This window comes from Halomonas sp. MS1, from assembly GCF_024182575.1.
In the GTDB taxonomy this organism is placed as follows: Bacteria; Pseudomonadota; Gammaproteobacteria; order Pseudomonadales; family Halomonadaceae; genus Vreelandella.
Window position 1 is genome coordinate 2655434 of sequence record NZ_CP098926.1, and the last position, 20752, is coordinate 2676185.

The 20752-nt window shown below is 53.4% G+C and carries 19 protein-coding genes; 12 read left to right on the forward strand and 7 right to left on the reverse strand.

The genetic code is table 11. From position 1 onward, the window contains the following. Positions 1-37: 37 nt before the first annotated feature. Both NF683_RS12040 and NF683_RS12045 read left to right on the forward strand, forming a co-directional pair. A complete protein-coding gene (locus NF683_RS12040; RefSeq protein ID WP_253920098.1) occupies positions 38-1300 on the forward strand; it encodes an ABC transporter substrate-binding protein in 1263 nt (420 codons plus the stop codon). Positions 1301-1376: 76 nt separating this feature from the next. Next, complete coding sequence (locus NF683_RS12045; RefSeq protein WP_253920099.1) at positions 1377-2369, forward strand: LacI family DNA-binding transcriptional regulator; 993 nt, start codon at positions 1377-1379, stop codon at positions 2367-2369. A gap of 4 nt (positions 2370-2373) precedes the next feature. On the opposite strand, the gene cdd is transcribed toward NF683_RS12045, so the two are convergent. The 7 genes from cdd to NF683_RS12080 form a co-directional block, all read right to left on the reverse strand. Continuing rightward, entirely contained in the window at positions 2374-2781 is a 408-nt protein-coding gene (cdd, locus tag NF683_RS12050; protein ID WP_089038876.1) for a cytidine deaminase, read from the reverse strand. 23 nt (positions 2782-2804) lie between these two features. Further along, entirely contained in the window at positions 2805-3530 is a 726-nt protein-coding gene (deoD, locus tag NF683_RS12055) for a purine-nucleoside phosphorylase (RefSeq protein ID WP_083001709.1), read from the reverse strand. A gap of 54 nt (positions 3531-3584) precedes the next feature. Further along, positions 3585-4829: a phosphopentomutase gene (locus NF683_RS12060; RefSeq protein WP_253920100.1), complete on the reverse strand. Its 1245-nt coding sequence runs from the start codon at positions 4827-4829 to the stop codon at positions 3585-3587. Further along, positions 4829-6181 (reverse strand): thymidine phosphorylase, encoded by a 1353-nt coding sequence (gene deoA / locus NF683_RS12065; RefSeq protein ID WP_089038874.1) that lies wholly within the window; start codon positions 6179-6181, stop codon positions 4829-4831. Before deoA ends, NF683_RS12060 begins: the two co-directional genes overlap by 1 nt. After that, positions 6182-7000 (reverse strand): deoxyribose-phosphate aldolase, encoded by an 819-nt coding sequence (gene deoC, locus NF683_RS12070; RefSeq protein ID WP_193084775.1) that lies wholly within the window; start codon positions 6998-7000, stop codon positions 6182-6184. Positions 7001-7083: 83 nt separating this feature from the next. Beyond that, positions 7084-8367 carry a NupC/NupG family nucleoside CNT transporter gene (locus NF683_RS12075; RefSeq protein ID WP_089038872.1) on the reverse strand — a complete coding sequence of 428 codons (1284 nt, stop codon included), beginning with the start codon at positions 8365-8367 and terminating at the stop codon, positions 7084-7086. A gap of 33 nt (positions 8368-8400) precedes the next feature. Further along, entirely contained in the window at positions 8401-9243 is an 843-nt protein-coding gene (locus NF683_RS12080) for an outer membrane protein OmpK (RefSeq protein ID WP_253920101.1), read from the reverse strand. Between the two features lie 260 nt (positions 9244-9503). On the opposite strand from NF683_RS12080, the gene NF683_RS12085 reads away from it, so the two are divergent. From NF683_RS12085 to NF683_RS12130, 10 genes are all read left to right on the forward strand, one after another. Further along, entirely contained in the window at positions 9504-10271 is a 768-nt protein-coding gene (locus NF683_RS12085) for a DeoR/GlpR family DNA-binding transcription regulator (protein ID WP_089038870.1), read from the forward strand. Between the two features lie 273 nt (positions 10272-10544). Beyond that, on the forward strand, positions 10545-11597 hold the full coding sequence (gene cyoA, locus NF683_RS12090; RefSeq protein ID WP_193084776.1) for a ubiquinol oxidase subunit II: 1053 nt from the start codon (positions 10545-10547) through the stop codon (positions 11595-11597). A 2-nt stretch (positions 11598-11599) separates the two neighbouring features. Beyond that, positions 11600-13627 (forward strand): cytochrome o ubiquinol oxidase subunit I, encoded by a 2028-nt coding sequence (cyoB, locus tag NF683_RS12095; RefSeq protein ID WP_193084777.1) that lies wholly within the window; start codon positions 11600-11602, stop codon positions 13625-13627. Beyond that, entirely contained in the window at positions 13627-14238 is a 612-nt protein-coding gene (gene cyoC, locus NF683_RS12100) for a cytochrome o ubiquinol oxidase subunit III (protein ID WP_089038867.1), read from the forward strand. The genes cyoB and cyoC overlap by 1 nt, the downstream gene beginning before the upstream one ends. 1 nt (position 14239) lies before the next feature. After that, entirely contained in the window at positions 14240-14569 is a 330-nt protein-coding gene (gene cyoD, locus NF683_RS12105; protein WP_089038866.1) for a cytochrome o ubiquinol oxidase subunit IV, read from the forward strand. Further along, complete coding sequence (cyoE, locus tag NF683_RS12110; RefSeq protein ID WP_038482136.1) at positions 14527-15450, forward strand: heme o synthase; 924 nt, start codon at positions 14527-14529, stop codon at positions 15448-15450. Before cyoD ends, cyoE begins: the two co-directional genes overlap by 43 nt. Before the next feature lie 222 nt (positions 15451-15672). Beyond that, entirely contained in the window at positions 15673-17454 is a 1782-nt protein-coding gene (locus NF683_RS12115) for a DUF4153 domain-containing protein (RefSeq protein WP_253920102.1), read from the forward strand. Between the two features lie 311 nt (positions 17455-17765). After that, a complete protein-coding gene (locus NF683_RS12120; protein ID WP_089038864.1) occupies positions 17766-18686 on the forward strand; it encodes an EamA family transporter in 921 nt (306 codons plus the stop codon). Between the two features lie 117 nt (positions 18687-18803). After that, positions 18804-19313: a porin family protein gene (locus NF683_RS12125; protein ID WP_193059933.1), complete on the forward strand. Its 510-nt coding sequence runs from the start codon at positions 18804-18806 to the stop codon at positions 19311-19313. A 351-nt stretch (positions 19314-19664) separates the two neighbouring features. Continuing rightward, on the forward strand, positions 19665-20717 hold the full coding sequence (locus NF683_RS12130; protein ID WP_253920103.1) for a type 2 periplasmic-binding domain-containing protein: 1053 nt from the start codon (positions 19665-19667) through the stop codon (positions 20715-20717). Positions 20718-20752: the final 35 nt, after the last annotated feature.

Below are 20752 nucleotides of genomic sequence, written 5' to 3' on the forward strand. Positions count from 1 at the left end.
AGCTCCCTACCTACCAATAACAATAGAGGTGAATGCTATGCGTCACTACCTGCGCTCGTCAGCGATACTGTTTGCCCTGCTGCCCACAACGCTGCCTGCCATGGCGGCTGAAATTACCATTGCCTGTGGCGATGGTGGGGCGGCAGATTTTTGCCCAACCCTGGCAGAACGGTGGGCCGATGCTAATGGTCACCAAGTGAATATCGTCACCACCCCGGCATCACCCACTGAGAAGTTGTCGCTTTATCAGCAACTATTAGGCAGCCAATCGCAAGATGTGGATGTGCTGATGGTGGATATTGTGTGGCCAGGGCTACTTGCCGACCATTTGGTTGACCTAAATGACTACCTGCCGGAAGGCGCGGCTGACGGCTTTATTCCTTCGCTGATGGATAACAATACCGTGCAGGGCAAGCTGGTGGCGTTGCCGTGGTTTACGGATGCAGGGTTGCTCTATTACCGCCAGGACTTGTTGGACAAGTACGACGCTGAAGTGCCGCAAACCTGGCAGGCGTTGACGGACACTGCGCGACATATCCAGCAATCTGAGCGCGACGCAGGTAATGCGCGCATGCATGGGTTTGTGTTCCAAGGGCGAGCCTATGAAGGACTGACCACCAATGCATTGGAGTGGATAGCCAGCTACGGTGGCGGCACTTTTGTGGATGCCGATGGACAAGTCACCATCAATAATCCCCAAGCAGTGGAGGCCATCGCGCTAGCAGCCTCTTGGGTGGGGGACATCAGCCCTGAGGGCGTGCGCAACTATATGGAAGAAGAAGCTCGCGGGGTGTTCCAATCGGGTAACGCCGTGTTTATGCGTAACTGGCCCTATGCTTGGTCGTTGGGGCAGGCCGATGGCACACCCATTCAAGGCAAGTTTGGCGTCGCGCCGTTACCTCGCGGGCCCGAAGGGCAGTCTGTCGCGACGCTTGGCGGCTGGAACTGGGCGGTTTCACGCTACTCAGAGCATCCTGATATCGCCGCTGACCTAGTGGCTTATCTCGCCGCTGAAGAGCAACAAAAAGCTCACGCCGTTGAGTTTGGTCGAAACCCGACGCGGCCTGTGCTCTATGAAAATGCCGAGGTGCTGGAAGCCCACCCGTTTATTGGCGAACTTTATGAAACCGTTATGAATGGTGTGCCACGTCCTGCGAGCGTTACTGGAGAAGCGTATCCGCGGGTGTCTAACGCCGTGTTCAACCGTGTGCATGACGCCCTATCCGGTGATATTTCCCCCAAACAAGCAATTCAGCAGCTCGATAGCGAGCTTGCCCGTATAGGGAGGCGTGGTTGGTAGCTGGATTTACCGCAATGCTCAGCGATTTTCGGCACAATTTTTGGCACAATCATAAGTCGAATCGCTGAGGCATGGCATGAAACAGACCAAACAGAGCGCTCAAACGGCGACCATACGCGAAATAGCCCGGCGGGCCGATGTCTCTATTGCTTCGGTCAGTCGGGCACTTAATGGTAAGCCAGGGCTAAGCGACGCGTTGCGGGAAAAAATTCTTACCATCAGCCGCGATGTGGCGTACCAGCCCAGCGCAGCGGCCAGGCAACTGATTAGTGGCAAGGCCGCAGTGGTAGGAATTTCCCTGGGACGCCAGGATATCGAGCTGCGTCCTTACTATATTCTGCTCTACCAACACTTAACCGTCGCTCTACACCAGCAGGGCATGGTGCCGATCTTTTTCCACCACGATCAAACTGCCGAGCTTCCAGAACGGGCGGGCGCGGCTATTCTGCTGGGAGAAACCTCTGAGGATGCGCGCCCTACCTTGCTAGAAAACGCTGGCGTGCCTTTTGTGCGCATTGGCAACCCAGGGCGAGGTTTTTCGGTCGCACCGAATGATGCCCAAGGGTTTTATGAAATGACGCACCACCTTATCGCTCAGGGACGCCGACAGCTTGCGTTTGTCGGTGGTGAGCTGGAAGTGCCGGGGCCTCATAGCCGTTTAGAGGGTTACCGACGGGCGCTGGATGAAGCCGGGCTCTCTGAGCAACTAATTAGCCTGCCACATCGATTCAGCTCAGACTCACTGACCAGTTATCGTTATTTAAATCGCGCGTTGGCGCAGATCACAACTGGGCAAGCGCTGCCGTTTGATGCGCTAGTCTGCGCCACCGACGAACTGGCGCTAGGGTGTATCGCTGCGCTGGAAGACCGGGAAGTAGACGTGCCTCGCCAAGTCGCAGTGACCGGTTTTGATGACCTGCCAGCGCTTGCTTCTGGGTTAACCACCATTCGTCAAGATATCGCAGCGATTGCGGCAATGAGTGTCGAGCTGTTGGGCGAAGCGCTAGCAAGCAAAGCGCCCCGGCATGTATCGCTGCCGGTGACGCTCGTCATGCGGGAAACAGCCTGAACACTTAACGCGGCGGCAGTTGCTCGGGGCCGAAGGCATCGGGAAGCAGCGTTTCCATGGTATAGGTTTTTAGCACGTCGCCCTGGTGTGAAAGCACCATAATTTGCGTTTCTGGGGTGGCGAATTCACGAATGCGCTGACGGCAGTCGCCACACGGTGTACACAGGTGCTCGCCTGGTCCCATCACGTACACCTTGGCAAGCTCACGCTGGCCAGCGGTGATCATGGCGGAAATCGCCGAGGCTTCCGCGCACAGCCCTTTGTAGTGCGCCACTTCCACGTTAGCGCCTGCAAACTGCTGGCCATCCGGGCACTCCATTACCGCGGCGACTGGGTGGTTGGAGTAGGGCGCATAAGCGTTGCCCAAAGTGGTCAGCAGCGTGTCAACCAGTGCCTGATCCGCTTGGCTCATGGCGTTATCCTCATCAATGGCTATTAGGCCTTGGCAGCGTCGTCACGCAATACGGTGTCTAGCGCAATCGTCATCATGTCGTTGAAGGTGGTCTGGCGGTCGGCGCTGGAGAGCGACTCGCCTTTCAGAATATGGTCGGACACCGTGCAGATGGTTAGTGCGCGAGCACCAAACTCTGCGGCAACGCCGTAAAGGCCTGCCGCTTCCATTTCCACACCCACGATGCCGTAGCGCTTGAGTAGTTCGGCCATGTCGGTCTGCGGGTTGTAGAACAGATCCGCTGAGAAGATATTGCCGACTTTTACCGGTACATTCTGCGCCTTGGCGGCAGCAACGGCATGGCTTGTCAGCTCAAAGTCAGCGATGGCCGAGAAGTCGTGGTCATTAAAGCGCATGCGGTTCACTTTGGAATCGGTGCAGGCACCCATGCCAATAACCACGTCACGTACGTTGACGTCGTCGCGTACCGCGCCGCAGGAACCCACACGAATAATCGACTTAACGCCGTAGTCGGTAATCAGCTCTTTGGCATAAATAGACACCGACGGAATGCCCATGCCGTGGCCCATGACCGAAATTTCGCGGCCCTGGTAAGTGCCGGTGTAGCCGAACATGCTGCGTACATCGTTGACCTGGCGAACATTTTCCAGGTAGGTATCGGCGATGTACTTGGCGCGCAGCGGGTCGCCGGGCATCAGAACGGTATCCGCGAAATCGCCCATTTCAGCATTGATATGTGGTGTTGCCATAAAACGCTCCTATTGATCGTTTTTTAATCAGATTAATTCGCTCAACGCTGCGGTTCAGGCAGCGTTAGGTAAAAAGCTCTTGCCGTCTTCCATCGCTTCAACGGCGAAGAAGGCGGCTAATGTCTGGCCGATATCGGCAAAGGTGTCGCGCTCGCCTAGCGGGCCGGGGGCAAACCCTGCGCCATGCACCATCACCGGCACATATTCGCGGGTGTGTTCGGTGCCTTCCCAGCTGGGGTCGCAACCGTGGTCGGCGGTGAGCAGCAACAGGTCATCATCGTTGAGTGCGGCAAGCAGTTCCGGCAGGCGGGCATCGAAATGCTCAAGTGCGGCGGCGTAGCCCGGCACGTCACGGCGGTGGCCGTAAACCGAATCAAAATCAACAAAGTTGGTCATGATCATGGTTGGGCGGTCGCTGGTTTCTTTCGCGGTGCGGGCTACTTCGGCGAGCGTGGCTTCCATCAGGGCGTCGTGGCCGCTGGCTTTGACCTTATGGGTAATGCCGCAATGCGCGTAAATGTCCGCGATCTTGCCAATCGAGACCACTTCGCCGCCGGCATCGGCCAGTTTCTGCAATACGGTGGGGCTGGGCGGCTCAACGCTGTAGTCACGGCGGTTGCCGGTGCGGGCAAAACTGGTGCTGTCATCGCCGTTAAACGGGCGGGCAATCACACGGCCAATGTTGTAAGGCTCGAGAAGCTCGCGCACGGTTTCGCACAGCGCGTAGAGGCGCTCTAAGCCAAAGTGCTCCTCGTGGGCGGCAATCTGAAACACCGAATCTGCCGAGGTATAAACGATGGGCTTGCCGGTGGCTATGTGCTCTTCACCCAGACGGGCGATGATCTCGGTGCCCGAAGCGTGGCAGTTGCCAATCACCCCAGTGAGGCCGGCTTCTTGCACGATGGCGTCGAGCAGTTCAAGGGGGAAGCAGTTGGTTTTATCAAGAAAATAACCCCAGTCAAAACGCACTGGTACGCCAGCAATTTCCCAGTGGCCGGAGGGAGTGTCCTTGCCGCTGGAGATCTCTTTGGCGTGGGCGTACGCACCTGTTAATTGAGCTGGCAGGTTAACGCCTTCGGCGACGCTTCCCGTTGCATCGCGGTGGGCGTAGAACAGGCCAAGCGCCGCCATGTTGGGCAGTTTTAGGGGGCCTGAGCGCTCAGCGGTATCGGCGTTACCGCGGGCGCAGGCGGCAGCGATGTGGCCCAGGGTGTCAGCACCCTGGTCGCCGAATTTATCAGCATCGGGGGCGCTACCGATCCCAAACGAATCAAGGACTAATACAATCGCACGACGCATTAGGCTTCTCCTCGGAAGGTGTCTTGAAGCAGTGTGTCCGCTGCGGCAGGCTCTTCGCTAAGGGTCATGGCGGCACGCAACTGAGCAGCGGCACGCTTGGCCGCATCTTCACTGCGGGCGTGAACGATGGCTAACGGACGCTGGCTATCGACACGGTCGCCAATCTCGACAATATCGCTAAAACCGACGCTGTGATCGACGCTAGCGTCGTTGCGCAGGCGGCCACCGCCTAGCTCGACGACGCTCATACCGACGGCACGGGTGTCGATACGCTGTACGATGCCACTCTGCTCAGGGTACACCGGCTGAATAACCGGTGCGGTGGCCAAGTAGCTATCCGAGCGTTCCATAAAGTCGGCGGGACCGCCCAGCTCGCGTACCATCCGGGCGAAGACTTCGGCTGCTGCACCCGAGGTGAGCGCTTTTTCCAGCTTAGTAAGGGCCTCTTCACGGTTGTTGACCAGTTTGCCAGCGATCAGCATTTCCACCGCCAGTTCGCGGGTGACCTGCATAACGCGACTGTTGGCACGTTCGCCGCGCAGTAGGGCCAGGGTCTCGACAATTTCGACCGCGTTGCCAGCGCAAGGGGCCAACGGCTGGCTCATGTCGGTGAGCAGAGCAGTGGTCGGCGTTCCGGCTTGGGTTGCCACGTTGGCGATGCTTTTGGCTAGCTCGCGGGATTTTTCCGGCGTGGGCATAAAGGCGCCGCTGCCAACCTTAACGTCCATCACCAAGGCATCTAAACCAGAGGCCAGTTTTTTACCCAGAATAGAGGCGGTAATCAGTGGAATGGACTCTACGGTGGCGGTCACATCACGCACGCCGTAAATGCGTTTATCGGCGGGGGCCAGATTGCCGGTTTGGCCGATAATCGCTACACCGGTGGATTTCACCACACTGCTAAAGCGTTCCGGCGCTGGGTAGGGGTCGTAACCGGGGATCGATTCCAGCTTGTCCAGCGTGCCGCCGGTGTGGCCAAGGCCACGGCCGGAAATCATCGGCACAAAGGCGCCGCAAGCGGCGACCCAGGGGCCGAGCACCAACGACACTAGATCACCAACGCCGCCGGTAGAGTGTTTATCGACAATCGGGCCGGGTAGGTTGAGGGAGTCCCACTGCATGACATGGCCAGAGTCGCGGGTCGCCGTGGTCAGGGCGACGACTTCTTCACGGCTCATGCCGTTTAAGAACACCGCCATGGTGAAGGCGCCAATCTGGGCGTCGCTAATGCGATCATCGGCAATGCCCTGTACGAAGGCTTTGATCTCTTCCGCGGGTAGCGGCTGATTATCGCGCTTGAGGCGAATCAGTTCCTGGGGCAGGAGAGCGTGATGAGAAGCGGTAGATGACATTTAGTAGCCTCCGTTAGTAGTGGCGAGCGATGCAGTTTGTGGGGCGCCGCTTAGCGTATTCAATAAATTACCCAGCAGGCTGGAGGCACCAAACCGGAAGTGCTCAGGCGTTACCCACTGCGCGCCCATAATGTTCGTAGCAAGTGCTAGATACTCGGCGGCTTCTTCAGTGGTACGCACGCCACCGGCGGCTTTAAACCCGACATCTTCACCGCTGGCTTTAATCGCGTTAAGCATGATCTCAGCGGCTTCCAGGGTGGCGTTTGTTTCGACCTTGCCTGTCGATGTTTTAATAAAGTCAGCGCCGCCTTCAATGGCCAGTTCACTGGCACGCTTGATAAGCGCGGGATCTTTGAGTTCGCCCGATTCAATGATGACTTTTAAGCGTGCTTGACCGGCGCAGGCAGCTTTACACATTTCGACCAGCTCTAGGCCGATTGCTTCATCACCTGCCATCAATGCGCGGTAGGGGAAGACCACATCGACTTCATCGGCACCGGAAGCGACAGCGTCGCGGGTTTCACGGGCGGCCCCCATGATGTCGTCACCACCATCTGGGAAGTTGGTAACCGTGGCAATTTTAACGTGGTCATTGAGCTTGTGAGCGGTTAGTGCACGCTGCGCGGTAACCACAAATTGCGGATAAACGCATACCGCTGCTGGGTTGCCAAAGGGTGTTTTAAGTTGCTGGCAGAGCGCTTCAATCGTGCTATCGGTGTCGCTGTCGTTCAGGCTCGTTAGATCCATGAGGGTGAGTGCTTGACGGGCAGCTTGGGTAAGTTGGGCTTGAGTGTGCTGAGAGGAGGCAGTCGCAGTCATGGAGTTCTCGCAAATTAATAAAAGACAAAACGGGCCCTGCGTGAAAACAGCAGCGCCCGTTGCAAAGTGTCGTGCTTGCTGCGTTAAGCCGTGGCGCTACTCAACGCAATAAAGAAGCCTGCAATTGAGGCCGACATTAGGTTAGAGAGTGTACCGGCCAATACGGCCTTCACGCCAAAACGGGCAATCTCTTTGCGGCGTGTAGGGGCAATGCTGCCTAAGCCGCCCAACAAAATGGCAATGGAGGACAGGTTGGCAAAGCCACATAGCGCAAAGGAAAGAATCGCCATGGTGTGTGGAGTCATCATTTGACCCGTGGCGGCCACCACCTGTTCCCCATCAATGTAGGGAGCCAAGTTGATAAAGGCGACAAACTCATTCACCACCAGTTTTTGACCGATAAACGAACCCGCCAGGGTGGCTTCTTCCCAAGGGACGCCAAGCAAGAAGGCAAGCGGCGCAAACAGCCAGCCAAGAATCAGTTCAAGGCTGAGTGATTCAAAGCCAAACCAACCGCCAACGCCGCCTAGAATACCGTTAATCAGGGCAATAAGCGCAATAAACGCGAGTAGCATGGCACCGACGTTGGCGGCAAGTTTCATGCCTGACGTAGCGCCCGCCGCGGCTGCATCCAAGACGTTGGCGGGTTTGTCTTCCTGCTCTTTAAGCTCTTCTTCTACTTTAGAAACGCTGTCGCTATCGGTCGCGTCTTGAGTTTCAGGCATGATGAGTTTGGCGAACAGGAGGCCACCCGGTGCCGCCATAAACGAAGCGGCGACCAAGTATTCCATGGGAATGCCCAAGGCGGCGTAGCCCGCCAGTACCGAACCAGCCACCGATGCCAGGCCACCGCACATCACTGCAAATAGCTGCGAAGGCGTCATGCGGGCGATAAACGGACGTACCACCAGCGGCGCTTCGGTTTGGCCAACAAAGATATTTGCCGTGGCAGAAAGCGATTCGGTGCGTGAAGTGCCGAGCGCTTTTTGCAGCGCGCCACCTAAAATCCGAATGACCCACTGCATAATGCCTATGTAATAAAGCACTGCAATGAGTGACGAGAAAAAGATAATCACTGGCAGTACTTTTATGGCAAAAACAAAGCCGACGTTATCGACATCGGCTAAGCCGCCAAACAGAAAGCCGATGCCGTCATTGGCGTAGACCAATATTTGGCTAACGCCGGACGAAATGGCTTGCAGGACTGCTTGGCCAAAGGGCACATAAAGTACAAATGCACCAATACCCGCCTGGATGGCAAACGCGCCAAGCACGGTGCGCAGCCGAATTGATTTACGGTCGTAAGAGAAGATAAGTGCGATGGTTACCAACGTAACCATGCCTACCAAGCTCATGATGAGAGTCATGTGGGTACCTTCCGAGCGTGTGAGGTGGAGCGATTACAGTAAGTTTAATTTTACTGAGTAAATCATCGCATTTTGGTAAGCGTTCGGGGTACCCAGCTTATTGTCTGAGTAGCGATACTGCACGCCAGTGGTAATTAGCTCAGAAGGATGCCACCACAAGCTAAGCGCGCCGTTGGTGCCTACGCTCCCCGCTTTATCACCTACGTAGTTTTGTTCCAGGTACTCGTCGTCACGGCCAAAGGTTTGTTCATGCCAGTTGGTGACGCTGAAGTTCTGGTTGAGCGCTGAGAAGTCATAACCTGCTACCCAACCCGCCATAAAGCCGTTCATGCCAGTGTAGCCGTCGCTCTGTACACGTGCTGCGCCAATAAACGGTTTAAACCATAGGCCGTTGTCGAACGTCGTGCGGTAGCCGAGGCCGAGAATTTGATCCTGCTCGCGAGCGTTGAAACCATAATCGCGGAAGTCGTACAGGTGCGCGTAGATCGATAGCGGGCTGTCGCCTAAATAAATATGCGAGGTGACTTTGCCTGCAGTACGAAAGTTGTCTTTACCACCGCTTGATTCGTCAAACTGGTCGTTGGTTGGGTTCTCGAAATCGAAGAAACCGTAGAATTCGCCCCAGCTGTAACCTACGCCGCCTTCGATTTCGACAAACGTGAAGTCGCTTTTTGCTGCGTTACTAGCGGTACGCGCTTCAGTACCGTTAGACCAATCCAAGTAGTTCACCGAAACGTTGGCAAACGACCAAAGGGGCGTCGTTGGTGACGCTGGGGTGTCGTTTGCTAACGCTGGTGTTACCAGCGCAGAGCTAGCCAGTAAAACGCCAGCGCCAAGCGTGACGAAAGAAGAGCGAGAAGGGTTTTGAGCAGTCATGGAAGCCTCAACAGGGTTGTTATGAGTCGTGTGGGCTGGCGTTGATGTTAAAATTATAACATTGAGTGTTATTTTTTTAACGTTGATTTGCAAGTATTACCCCATCAACGCTTTGTATATGTGATATGACTCTCAAATAGTCGAAGAGCAGCGTCTGACAGTGGAAATATAATGAGGGCTGGCTCAGCATAGGCCTTGGATACCCACTCACCGCTGATAACAAATAACGCCTGAACTTGGGATTAAAGGAGAGGTTTGCCATGAATGACCGAAGCGCTCAGCGTTTGGCAATGTTGCAAGAAGCGCTTGCCAGCGGGGGAACATTGCATCTGCGCGATGCTGCTGAGCTGTGCGGTGTTTCTGAAATGACGATCCGTCGGGACGTTACTACGCAGCCTTCGGCGATTAGCTTGTTGGGCGGTCGCTTGGTCATGGCAAACTATCCTGGCGTAACGCCGGTGTATGACTTGACTGAGCAACAGGCGAGCCATTATCAGATTAAGCACCGCCTCTGTCAGCGAGTTGCCAGCTTTATCGAAGATGGCGATACGCTATTCATTGACTGCGGTTCAACACTGATTCCTTTGCTTAGTCAGTTAAGCCATTTCCGCGAGCTCACTGTGGTGACGTATGCCCTTAACGTGGCTAACTCAGTGGCCGCGCTGCCTAATGTGCGGTTAGTGCTGCTAGGGGGACTGTTTTATGCCTCGTCACAATCGTTTGGTAGTGATGGTATGCGTGCTGCGATTGAGCGTTTAGGCATTAATAAAGCACTGATCTCTGCCGCAGGAGTGGACTGCGAACGTGGGGTTAGTTGTTTCCATTTTCATGAAGTGGCGCCAAAACAGGCTGCCATAGCGACGGCTATGCAGCGCCTGTTGATTGTTGATGCCAGCAAATTTGGTTTAGTGCGCCCAGCCTATTTTGCCGCGTTATCCGATTTCGATATTGTCGTGACCGACGATGAGCATGCACCGAAAGTACAAGATTGCCTTCCTCATGCATCACCCAGCGTGACAGTCGCTTAACATATTTTTGAGTATACAGGGTGCGGCAAAGCGCCTCTTTCTGATTGATCCAGATCAATAGAAAATACTTTAGTCTTAGTTTATGCGCGCGTGGCGTGTATTGACTATGACTCGCTACCAATCCCTTCGGTAGCGCATATTTTTCCCGGAGCAACGCATACGTACTCACTGTTCTGGGAAAAGTATGGGGTGTTAGTTAGCGGGCTATTTAGCTAGCTATTCAGCTGGTCAAATAGTGCGCTGTTTTGGACAACTCTCTGACGAGATCACACCATGCAACGACATACCCTCTGGCGCAGGCGAGGCACATTCGTGCTCGTCATGTTGTGCCTGTTGTTAACGGGCTGCAGTTCTGCATTGTTGGATCCCAAAGGGCAGATTGGCGTTGAGCAACGCTCGCTAATACTGACCTCATTTGGGCTGATGCTAATTGTAGTTATTCCGGTGATAGTGATGACGCTGCTGTTTGGTTGGCGTTATCGGCGCAGCAATCGCAATGTTGCTAAATATCTACCCGACTGGGCGCACTCTAATGCGATTGAAGTCGCGGTATGGACAGTGCCTTGTTTAATCATCGCTGTCTTAGCGTTTCTTACCTGGAAAACCTCCCATAGCTTAGATCCCCATAAGCCCATCGAAAGCGATACCGCCGCAATGGAAATTCAAGTGGTAGCGCTGGACTGGAAATGGCTGTTCATCTACCCCGAACAAGGCATTGCCAGTGTCAACGAACTTGCCTTTCCTGTGGATACGCCGGTGCGTTTTCGAGTCAGCTCTGGCTCGGTGATGAATGCGTTCTTTATTCCGCGCTTAGGCAGCCAAATTTATGCCATGGCAGGTATGGATAACGATGTTCATCTCATTGCAGACGACGTCGGCGTTTATCCAGGCCGTTCCACTAATTACAGCGGTGCTGGCTTCTCAGGAATGACCTTCGATGCTCACGTTACCACCCCTGAAGAATTTGAGGCGTGGGTTGAAAACGTGCGGGCTTCCAATGAAACCCTGACCTATCCCGACCGTTATAGCGATTTAGCCAAACCGAGTGAATACCACCCGGTCGAGTACTTCTCTGAGATTTCTCCGGCGCTCTATACGTCGATTCTGACCAGCTTTCATACCGGCGGCAGTGGGCACGGCGGTCATGGCGACCATGTTAACCACGAAGCCGTCAGTGATGTTGACGATAGCCACGGCGAGTCTGGCGAGCTAGAAAGCGCAGGCGCTACCCATCATCAGGCCGCGTTTGGCCACGTTACCAATCAGCATGCTAGTGAGGATCACGCGATGAGCGGCCATCCCACAAGCGTTGAAGCGGGGGGTTAAGCATGTTTGGAAAACTGACGTTAGAGTCGATTCCGTATCACGAACCGATCATTATGATCGTTGCCGCCATGATGGCGATTGGCGGTGCTGCGCTTATCGGCGCATTAACTTATTACCGAAAGTGGGGCTGGCTGTGGAACGAGTGGTTTACCTCCGTTGACCACAAAAAGCTCGGTATTATGTATTTTGTGGTTGCCTTGGTGATGCTGCTACGCGGCTTTGCCGATGCCATTATGATGCGTACCCAGTTGGCTATGGCTGCTGGTGGGGCCGCGGGTTACCTCCCTCCTGAACACTATGATCAGATCTTTACCGCCCATGGCGTGATTATGATCTTTTTCGTTGCGATGCCTATGGTCATCGGCTTGATGAATCTGGTGGTGCCACTGCAAATTGGCGCACGCGACGTTGCTTTTCCTTTCTTGAATAACCTGAGCTTTTGGCTGTTCGCGGTGTCCGCGATTCTGGTTAATATTTCCCTAGTAGTAGGAGAGTTCGCCAAAACGGGTTGGCTCGCTTACGCGCCGCTTTCGGGGATAGAGTTTAGCCCTGGTGTGGGGGTCGATTATTGGATATGGGCGTTACAAATATCCGGCATAGGTACGACGCTCACCGGGATTAATTTCTTTGTCACGATCCTGAAAATGCGCACTAAAGGCATGACTATGTTCCGCATGCCTATTTTTACCTGGACATCGCTTTGTGCCAACGTCCTGATTATTGCCTCTTTCCCGATTCTTACCGCGACGATCGCGCTGTTAACTCTAGACCGCTACTTCGGCATGCACTTCTTCACCAATGATTTTGGCGGCAACATGATGATGTACGTCAACCTCATCTGGGCTTGGGGCCATCCGGAAGTGTACATCCTGATCCTGCCAGCCTTTGGCGTGTTCTCTGAAGTGATCGCGACCTTCGCGCGTAAACGTTTGTTTGGTTACACCACCATGGTATGGGCCACAGTGGCGATCACGCTGCTGTCGTTTATTGTCTGGTTGCACCACTTCTTCACCATGGGGGCTGGCGCTAACGTCAACGCCTTCTTCGGCATCATGACGATGATTATTGCCATTCCTACCGGGGTGAAAGTATTCAACTGGCTGTTCACCATCTTCCGCGGCAGCCTGGAACTGACCTCGCCGGTGCTATGGACCTTAGGCTTTATTATTACTTTCACCTTAGGCGGTATGACTGGCGTGATGCTGGCGCTACCCGCTGCCAACTTTGTACTGCATAACAGCCTGTTCGTGATTGCCCACTTCCACAACGTAATTATTGGTGGCGTGGTGTTTGGCATGATGGCGGGCTTAACGTACTGGTTCCCCAAAGCATTCGGTTTCACGCTTAGCGAGAAGTGGGGCAAGCGTTCATTCTGGTGTTGGTTTATTGGCTTCTATGTCGCCTTTATGCCGCTCTATGTGTTGAGCTTCTTTGGCGCGGTGCGCCGCATGCAGTCCTACGCCAACCCTGAATGGCAGTCGTGGATGATCCTGGCTTGGGTAGGTGCTGTCATCATCATGATGGGCATTGCCTGCACCATTATTCAGTTCTGGGTGAGCATTCGTGATCGCAAGCTGAATGCCGATGTGACTGGCGACCCATGGGATGGCCGTACATTGGAGTGGTCAACGTCATCACCAGCACCGTTCTACAACTTTGCCCGTTTGCCTGAAGTTGGCGATATCGACAGTTTCTGGTCGCAAAAACAGCGTAGCAACGAGCAGTTGGATGAAGCGCCTTATACCGATATCCACATGCCTCGTAATACCGTGGCAGGGCCGGTCATTAGTTTGTTTGCCCTGGTACTTGGTTTTGCGCTGGTATGGCATATCTGGTGGCTAGCCGCGGTGGGTGCGCTTGGCGTAGTCATCAGCTTCTTAGCGCGTGTTTTCAACGATGATATCGACTACTACGTGCCTGCCGCAGAAGTGGCGCGGATTGAGCGTGAGCACCAGCAGCGCAAAACCACCCCGACCGCCAGTGACTCAACTGAGAGTAAGCAGACCAACTATGCGGAGGCGCGAGCGTAATGGCTACCGATACCCTACACCATGGCGCAACGTCTGAGCCCCATGAGCACCATGATGCCAGCGGCACCAAATTATTCGGCTTTTGGGTCTATCTAATGAGCGATCTGGTGATCTTCGGGTCACTGTTTGCTACCTACGCCGTGCTCATGAAGGGCACGGCGGGCGGCCCGACGGCGGCAGATATTTTCGAGCTGCCTTTCGTGCTCGTCGAAACTTTCTTACTGCTGTTTAGTAGCTTTACTTTCGGCATAGGCGTGTTGGCCATGAATGCTGAGCGCATTGGCCAGGTAAAGGCGTGGTTAGCGATAACCTTCCTGCTGGGCGCGGCGTTTGTTGGCATGGAAGTTTATGAGTTCCAGCACTTGATTCATCAAGGGCATGGGCCCGATCAGAGTGCGTTTCTCTCGTCATTCTTCACCCTGGTGGGTACTCACGGGCTGCACGTGACTGTTGGTTTGGTATGGATTCTCGTCATGTTGGTGCAGCTTTCTACCAAAGGGCTAACACCGATGACTCGTCCCAGAATTCTGTGCCTAAGCCTATTCTGGCACTTTCTGGATATCGTCTGGATCTGTGTTTTCTCGTTTGTTTATTTAATGGGAGTGCTGTGAGATGAGCCATTCTTCATCTAATTCAACTTCTTCCCATGGCAGCGTTAAATCGTATGTGACTGGGCTTCTGCTATCTTTAGTGCTAACCGTGATTCCATTCGCGGTCGTGATGAGCGGTGCGCTAGGCACCGTCACGACGGTGGTCGTTATCGCAGTAACAGCCGTGCTGCAGATTTTGGTTCAGCTGGTCATGTTTATGCATATGAACACCAACGCCGACGAAGGGTGGAACGTGATGTCTTTCGTTTTCACGCTGACGATACTTGTCTTGGTGGTAGGGGGCTCTTTATGGATCATGCAGCATCTGCATCTCAACATGATGATCGGTTAACGGTGGTGCCTAGCCGTTGGCGTGACCTGCTCGCGCTAACAAAGCCAGGCATTATTGGCGGCAATCTCATTGCGACCTTAGGCGGTTATTTTTTAGCCGCCCACGGTACCTTTGATTGGGTCACGTTTAGTACGGTCATGTTGGGTATTGCACTGGTCATTGCGTCTGGCTGCGCCTGTAATAACGTTATTGACCGTGATATTGATGCTTTGATGGCGCGTACGCGCCATCGCCCTCTGGCCAAAGGACGTATCTCTATTACTCAGGCATTAGGCGTTTCGGCGCTGCTTGGAGTAGCGGGCGTGGTGTGTTTGGCGCTGGGCACCAACGGCTTAACCGTGGCATTAGCGGTGATCGGCTGGGGCGTTTACGTTGGGGTGTACAGCCTCTACATGAAGCGGCACTCTGAATACGGCACGTTGGTGGGCAGCCTTTCTGGGGCGATGCCGCCGGTTGTTGGTTATTGTGCGGTGACGGGGCAGTTTGATAGCGGTGCTTTCATGCTGCTGGTCATCTTCTGCCTTTGGCAGATGCCGCATTCGTATGCCATTGCGATTTTTCGCTATGCGGATTATCGCCGGGCATCGATTCCGGTGCTGCCGGTGGTGCATGGTATCAAACGGGCAAAACACCACATTCTGGGCTACATCGTCGCGTTTATTCCTGCGTCGCTCGCCTTGGTGCTAGCCAGTCAAGCGGGTACGGGCTACCTCTGTGTTGCATTAGCAATGGGAGGCTACTGGCTGTACTTAGCGCTGTGTGGTTTTCGACTGGGTGATGACGTGCGCTGGGCCAAAAAGGTGTTCGGTGTCTCGATTCTGACGATTACCGCAATGAGCTTAGTGATGGTACTGGAAGCCATGGTGCCTATGTGGGCGTGACAGGGAATTCTTACACACGTTAATTCGCTAAATAAAAATAGCCCCAGGCACTGCCTGGGGCTATTTCTCTATGTGGAGTCACGGTCAGTAACTATTTAAGACGTGATGCAACTGTTAATTGATATTGGTCACCCAAGAATAACGTCTACCTGAGATTATTGGTATTCTGAGCCGACTAATGACGTGATATCACGTTCGTCACCTGCTCCTCAGAGAATTGTCATGGATGATAACCGTCTAAACGCTTTGGATCGTAGCACCAGCATTGGGTTGATCCTTATTGCCCTGTTTCAGGGGGTTGCGCTCTACGCGTTGCACCTGGCTGTTGAACATGCACACTGGCTGGCCACTGACCAACGCTGGCTGGGCGCACTTTATTCCATCACTATCGTGGTGCCTGCCTTTTATCTGATTAGCATGGTGCGACTGCGGGAGCGTATCAATTTAATACCGCTGTTGTTGATCCCTCTACTGTTTTGGATGGGGTGGCATCTTGGTTGGGCAACCCCAATGCCGGAAGTGCCTTACCAGAACTCACAGCCCCTTACTGCTTCCTTTTGTATGACTGTGGGGGTGGCTATGTTCATTCTTGCTCTGTTCTTTCGAAGCAGTGCTTCTAGTGGCACATGGCCAAAAGCCTATCAACCATTGCTGAATTACTCATGGGAATTCGCCCTAACAATTGCCCAGGTCAGTTTGTTTATAGGGGTGTTTTGGGCAATTCTAGGGCTTTGGCGAGCGCTTTTTGCTGCCATTGGCATAGACTTTTTTGCACGGGTTTTCCAGGAACCGGTGTTTGTCTATCCGGTTACCTGGTTGATCCTCGGTATCGCCGTGGTGATGATTCGCAATCGCTTCCGCTTTCTTGCCAGCGTAAGGCTGATGTGTGAAGCGCTTATCAAGATACTTTTACCGTTGGTTGCCCTGGTCATCCTGCTGTTCTTTGCCGTATTGCCTTGGACAGGGTTAGAGCCTATATGGGATACAGGCAAGGCAGCGCAAATCCTCATGGCGCTGATGTTAACTTTGCTACTGTTCTTTAACGCTGTATTCCATCAAACCCATGGCAATCCTCCTTACCCTGGTTGGCTACGCAATGTGGTTTTGGTGGTGGTCGTACTGCTGCCAATTGGAAGCCTATTGGCGGCTTGGGCACTATGTCTACGTATCGATCAGTACGGGCTCAGTTTGGACAGGTTATGGGCTGGGCTGCTGCAAGCGCTGACGGCGGCTTTTACCTTCAGTTACAGCCTGATATTACTTTGGCGCCGACAAGCCGCGTTACCCAGCCTTCACTGCGTCAATAAGTGGCTGGCTCTGTTGGTGGCCAGTGTGCTGATACTGGTTAATACGCCGCTGGCTGACATGCGCCACTGGTCTGCCCAGCACCAGGTAAAGCGATTATTGGAAGGGCACACAGCGGTGGAAGATTTTGATTTCGACTATGTGCTCTATCGACTTGGGCGACCCGGCAACCTAGCTCTGCAGGAGCTGGCCGAGAGCGAGTTTGCCCAGGCGCATCCTGAGCTGAAACGTCGTGTCGAGCTTCACATAAAGCAAGCTCAATCCGGTAACACCGAGTCTCTGTTGGATACTAATGATCTAGCCCAACAGTTTCGTATAAGGCCTGAGACGGCTACGATGCCCGAGTCTTTACTGGTGCTGCTGGCTAAACAGGATTTGATGTGCTTGAACCAGCCGGATCCTTGCAGAGCGGTTCGTATTGACGATGACCCGAGTATCCAGTGGCTGATTTACGACCAATACACCTTTCAAGCGAAGGCCTACGCCGAGCGCAATCAGGCCTGGCATTGGGTAGGTGATTTAGTTTCGTTGGGTAGCGAGCAGAAACACCATGCCGAAGAGTGTCTACATAGCTACTCGTTTAGCAAATTACAGCGTATACCTGAATCTTTGAATATCTATCGAACCGGCTCCTGTTTACACTTTTTACGGCCCTCTCTTGAGTTTGTCAGGCAGCAATTATCAACCGCTGAGAACTAGCTTGATGTGAAGGGGGGATAGCGTCGATCAGGGTAGCTTGGAAAATAGGCTATCAACTTCCTCTCGCTTCAGCATTCTGGTGCCTGAGGATCTGAATCAATCAATGCATATTTGATAGAAGAAGAGCCACAGTTAATGACCCGCACCGGTGTGTTCATAACAACCTTTGTAAAGTAGTTAGCGTAGAAGAGAGGTAGACCTTGGTATAATATGCTGCGCTGCATGATGTTGGCGCGGTATTGCGTTAGCCTTCACCATAAAGTGTCGTCATCCTGCTGTTTAATCTACTTATCGTGAGCCGTTTTGTTCCTATGCCTTCTACCTCGTTACCAACGCTACTGCCTCGCCACCTAGCCATTTTTCTGATGATGTCGGTGGCTACCATGTTCGCAGCTAACCACGTTTCCGCGCGGCTTGCGTTTGATAATGGTACTGGCTTACTTCTTGCGGTATTGATGCGTTCTGGCGTGGCGTGTTTGATTTTACTGACGTTGGTCGTGGTTCAAAAAAAGCGGCTTTGGCTACCGCCCGGCACATGGCCATGGCAGTTGGCAGTAGGGCTTCTGATTGCCATTCAAAGCGTGAGCCTTTATTCAGCGGTTGCGCGTTTGCCGGTGGTCATTGCGTTGTTACTGGTTAACACCTTTCCTATTCAATTAGCGCTGTTAAGTTGGGCGTTGGGCGGACCTCGGCCTTCGCTGCGCAGTTGCCTGATTATGGGCACTATTTTGATTGGGCTGCTCGTGGTACTCGATATACCGAGTTGGTTCGCGGATGCCAACGCCATGGGGCCTGAGTGGTTGGTTGGTATTGGGTTTGGGTTAAGTGCCGCTTTCGCGTTTGCTTGCGCGCTTTGGGTCACTGAGCATCGATTGGCAGGGGTTGGCAGCACCTTACGTAGCCTGCTGACCATGCAAACGGTGTTTATTGTCATGATCGTTGGTGGGGTGCTGGGGGCGGTTCCTGGGGGAATGAGCTTGCCAGATAACAGCGCAGGCTGGACAGGACTAGCCTTGTTAGCCTTGCTATACGGTAGTGCTTTTTCCCTACTGTTTATTTTTGTGCCACGCCTGGACATGGCGCGCAATGCTCCGGTGATGAACTTCGAGCCAGTAGCGTCGTTACTGCTTGGTTATATCGTTCTAGGTCAGATGCTAAGCCCAAGCCAACTCGTAGGTGGGGCAGTAGTGGTTGGTGGCATTGTTGTGCTCAGCCTTTCTAAAGGTAGGTAAACAGGAGGGGAAAAAGGAAACTGTGTGCAAGTTGGGCTGGCAGATTGCGTTCTCCTAAAGTATAAGCCAAAATTAAAAAGTGTAAGGAAACGCTGTTTTTTAACTGAGGTTTAACTTATGAAGATGACCGTATTATCACTCACCTCTGCCGCTCTTTTAGTTGGTGCGGGTACGTTCGCGGCATCGGCTCAAGCGCAACAATCCTTCCAGTACCCACAAGGATATGTGGGCGGCGATGCCATGTTTTGGAGCCTGAACCCAGAAAGAGGCTCTTCACGCGATGACGTTGGTTTGCGTCTCCGTGGTGGGGCACAGTTCAATGACTATTTTGCCTTAGAAGGTCATTTGGGCACCGGTGGTTCAGATGGTGGTGCCGAACTAAATCATGTTGCGGGTGCTTATGCGAAAGGTATCGTACCCATTGCTCCAGAAGTGCGTTTGTATGGCTTAGCGGGCTTCACGGAGGTTGATATTAATAGCGACCGTGAAACCGGTTTCTCCTACGGTGCCGGTGCAGAAATGGATATCAGTTCCAATGTATCGGTAGGCGCTGACTACATGCGCTACCTGGATAAATCTGCCTATGATTTTGATGCTGCCAGTGTAGGCCTAAAGTACCGTTTTTAATAAGGCAGGTGCTTAGCTTTCGCTGAAATGTGCCAATACATAGGCATTAAGTCGTACTGATATAACAGTTCAGTTATCACAACACAGCGAAGCCCCTATCACGCATTGACGTGGTAGGGGCTTTTTGTGTGTTCTCGTTGTTGAGCCAAGAGTATTTGATAGTTCGCTAGGTGGCGATTTTTCCCTTCGCTGACGGCTGGAGACAGCATAGCCTCTAATTTCAGAGGATGAGCATATCTTTGCATAGTTTGGGCCAAATGCTGCTCTTACGAAGCTGATAGTGTTGAAAATTAATAACTATTACAGGTAGCCAGCGAACAACCTCATAACACTCTATAAAGGGAAACTACCATGTATAAGATTAGTAAAATCGCCTTAGCAGTAGGTCTTAGTGCCAGCCTTGTAACGGCTGCGAGTGCCGCTGAAATCGATTGGCGTATGGCAACACCGTGGAGTGGTGGTCCGTGGCTCGAACGCGATGCGCAGCTGTTTGCTGATCGCGTTAGCGAACTGACCAACGGAAAAATCGCTATCGAAGTCTATCCTGGCGGTACGCTGGGCAGTGCATTGCGTGTTACCAACACTGTTAAATCTGGAGTGGCTCAGGTAAGTCATAACTACATTAACTATGACTATGGCACCGACCCAACCACAGCTCTATTGGCAGGCCACTCTAGCGGTCTAACGCCGGAAGAGTTCATGCTATGGATGTACGAGGGCGGTGGTGCAGACCTATACGAAGAGTATCGCCGTGAAGTGTTTGATGTCGTAGCGTTCCCGTGTGCCATTCTCGGCACAGAAATTTTTCTACACTCAAATAAGCCTGTCAGAACGCTTGAAGACTTTCAGGGACTGCGGCTACGTACTTCGGGAGCATGGGCAGAAATTGCTTCTCGCTTGGGTGCTTCTACGGTCGTCATGGCGGGGAGTGATATCTACAGCGCGCTTGAGCGTGGTGTGATTGATGCTGCCGAGTGGGGGAGCCCCGAAATGAACCGGCCAACAGGGTTCCAGGAAGTTGCACAGTACGTAATTACTCCTGGCGTACACCAATCGGGTGGCTTTCTTGAGTGCCAAGTCAATAGCGATACGTGGGAAGAACTGAGCGAAGACGATCAGCGTATGCTGCGTCTCGCAGGTAAGTTATCGGTTTTTGATACTTGGCTTGCTAGCTCGTTTGCTGACTTAGGTGCTTACCAAGAGCTCGTGGATGGCCCTAACGAGATTGTAGAGCTGGATCAGTCCTTCATTGATGCTATCTATGAAGAAACGACTAAGTGGGAAGATGAGTATGCCGCTGAAAACGAGTGGTTTGCCCGTGTTCTTGAATCTCAGCGCTCCTTTAAGAGTGACATGGATAGCTGGTCAGAATATCGCCTTCCGATTGGTGTAATGGCCCGCTAAGAAGCTATGTAGCTATGTAAATGAACAGAGGGGCC